Below are 2,422 nucleotides of genomic sequence, written 5' to 3'. Positions count from 1 at the left end.
TAATAGTTCCGGCCATAATCACCAGAATACTGAAGTGAACCACATAGACACCAAGACGACACCAGGCGTTCTTCTGGGCAAAAAGATGATACTGGTTGCTTACCTGCGTGATGACGGGAGATGCAACGTGAGCGGCAAGAAATGCAGCAAGTTTATCCTTGGACACCTCTAAAGAGCCGGTCAATTTCAATTCACTGCTCTGAAAAATTTTCTGCTGTGTTTCGGAAATGGTTACAGCCGGTTCACTGACAAACTTGAACACGTGGGGTAGACGCTTGATAGAACAGGCGATCAGGTTAATACTGAACAGAGTAAGCAGCGCTAAAAACCACCATGAGTGGTACATATCAAAAAAGCCGAGTCTCTCATACAGCAGCTTGCGGCCTGCACTGATAGTGGCCCAGTAGCGCTCATCAATATTCGGGTACTGAGGAATAACCGTACCGATGATTGAGGTAATGGCCAAGGTAATCAGTACAAAGAGGGTCAGCTTGAGTGAACAAAAGAAATCCCATACCTGCTGCACAAAACTACGTTGATTGGTACTCACTGAATGCTCCATTAAAGCCGTGTTAAAAAGGCAGGATAGCGAAAGTAATATTCACGACCATTTCTGTCTTGTATGATCTGTTATAGCGTATCCTCAAAAAAATGGGTAGCGGTTTTTTGACATGGTAGCTTGATATAAATCAAATAAATAAAAAAGAGCCAGCAAACGCTGGCTCTTTCTAAATTGATTGAAACAAGAGTTACACTACTTCTTATGACAGTCCTTGCAACCCTGTGGGCCTTTTTTCATCTCAACATGGCACTTCTTACACATTGTGTCGTGACCGACCGCCTTATTCATCTCAATCTTCTTGGGGGCACCTTCATGACACTTGGCACAGCCCAGCTTCATGTGAGCCTTGTGGGGGAAGGCAACCTTACCCATTGCGCCACCCTTGTACTCATAGCTGTCAGCAGCAAATGCGGCACCAGAGAAAGCAACCAGGGCAAACAGAGCAATAATAGCTTTTTTCATCTTACAACCTCCTTGATTGGTGTAAAAAAGATGTGGAACTAAATCATAGCCCCTGAAGTCATGTCAAGCATTATACATACCAACCGCATAATCTAAATACGGCCAAGGGCCTTTTTACCGATATCACGGCGGAACTGCACACCACGCCAGGAAATTTTATCAACCCCTTGATAGGCCCGCTCAATCGCCGCTGCCACGGTATCACCCAGTGCGGTAACCCCCAGCACCCGACCACCGGCAGTCACAATCTGACCATCCTTTTCAACGGTACCGGCGTGGAAGACCGTGACATCAGCCAGCTCCTCTGCTGCCTCAATTCCGGTAATGATATCCCCTTTCGGGTAATCACCGGGATACCCTTCTGCGGCCATGACCACACAGATCGCAGCCTGATCATGCCACTCAATACTATGTTTTGACAGATCACCTTCAGCTACTGCCAACAACAGCGGCACCAGATCTGATTTCATCCGCATCAGCAGTGGCTGACACTCCGGATCACCAAAGCGGGCATTAAACTCCAGGGTCTTGACCTCGCCATCCTTTACCATCAGGCCAGCATAGACGATCCCCTGATAGGCACATCCTTCAGCCGCCATACCGTCAACCGCCCGCTGCACCACCTGCTCCATCGCCTTCTGGTGCACTGCTGGCGTCACCACCGGAGCTGGCGAGTAGGCACCCATACCACCGGTATTAGGCCCCTGGTCACCATCAAAGATCGCCTTGTGGTCCTGAGCCGAGGCCAGCGGAATCACAAACTTTCCATCGGTAATGGCAAGGAAGGAAGCCTCTTCGCCAACCAGAAACTCTTCAACCACCACCCGAGAACCTGCATCACCAAAGGCGTTACCGGAAAGCATATCCTGCACCGCCTCAATCGCCTCGGCCTCAGTCTGGGCAATGATCACCCCTTTACCGGCAGCCAGACCATCGGCCTTGACCACAATCGGCGCGCCGGTCTTGCGGATAAACTCTTCAGCAGCAGGGATCTCGGTAAAGACGCCATAGGCAGCGGTGGGGATGTTGTACTTATACATCAAATCCTTAGAAAAGGCCTTGCTGGCCTCAATCCGTGCTGCGGCACGACTGGGCCCGAAGATCTTGACCCCATACTCACGGAACAGATCCACAATCCCCAGTGAGAGCGGGAGTTCAGGCCCGACCACCACCAGATCAATCCCCTCAGACTTGGCAAAGCCCAAAAGCTTGTCGATCTCTTCGACCTTGATCGGCAGGTTGGTCGCCAGTTGCGCAGTGCCGGGATTACCGGGGGGCACAAAAAATCTGCTTAACCAGTGGTGACTGAGCGATCTTCCAGACCAAAGCATGTTCGCGGCCACCGCCGCCGATTACCAGAATTTTCATAAAAAGCCTCTCAAAACATGTTCACCACTG

Annotated in this window: 2 protein-coding genes and 1 pseudogene; all 3 read right to left on the bottom strand. The window is 50.4% G+C overall.

Translation table 11 applies throughout. The features are described from left to right. Nucleotides 1-550: cytochrome c biogenesis protein ResB (locus tag OEL57_RS16155; RefSeq protein ID WP_300741897.1), on the bottom strand; the 550-nt coding region annotated here is incomplete at its 3' end. 204 nt (nt 551-754) lie between these two features. Then, nucleotides 755-1,024: a cytochrome c3 family protein gene (locus OEL57_RS16150; protein ID WP_300741895.1), complete on the bottom strand. Its 270-nt coding sequence runs from the start codon at nt 1,022-1,024 to the stop codon at nt 755-757. Between the two features lie 92 nt (nt 1,025-1,116). After that, nucleotides 1,117-2,392 (bottom strand): annotated as a pseudogene (purD, locus tag OEL57_RS16145) (phosphoribosylamine--glycine ligase). Nucleotides 2,393-2,422: the final 30 nt, after the last annotated feature.

The sequence above is a fragment of the Trichlorobacter sp. genome (genome assembly GCF_030247655.1).
Classification (GTDB): Bacteria; Desulfobacterota; Desulfuromonadia; order Geobacterales; family Pseudopelobacteraceae; genus Trichlorobacter.
Note: the sequence above shows the minus strand (reverse complement) of the source record. Positions and strands in the feature narration are given on the sequence as shown.